We start from the raw sequence: 204 nt of genomic DNA on the forward strand, positions 1-204 counted from the left end.
CCGTGGCGGCTCCGAAGGTCGTCGCCAGCGCGCTGCCGCAGCAGAGCGCGCGGCTGGTCCAGCCGACCGCGACTGTCGAACAGCCAGCCGTCGCGGAGACGCCGGCGGCCAAGCCGGCCGAGACCACCAGTGCGCTGCCGACCTTCCGCTGGCCAGTGCGCGGCAAGGTCATCACGGCTTACGGCTCGAAGACCAACGGCAAGG

1 pseudogene is annotated in these 204 nt (G+C 72.5%); it reads left to right on the plus strand.

The features are described from left to right. A pseudogene (locus B2W55_RS24475) lies at positions 1-204 on the plus strand (peptidoglycan-binding LysM); the annotation flags it as partial.

It is taken from the genome of Bradyrhizobium sp. UBA2491, from assembly GCF_002341725.1.
Lineage (GTDB): Bacteria > Pseudomonadota > Alphaproteobacteria > Rhizobiales > Xanthobacteraceae > Bradyrhizobium.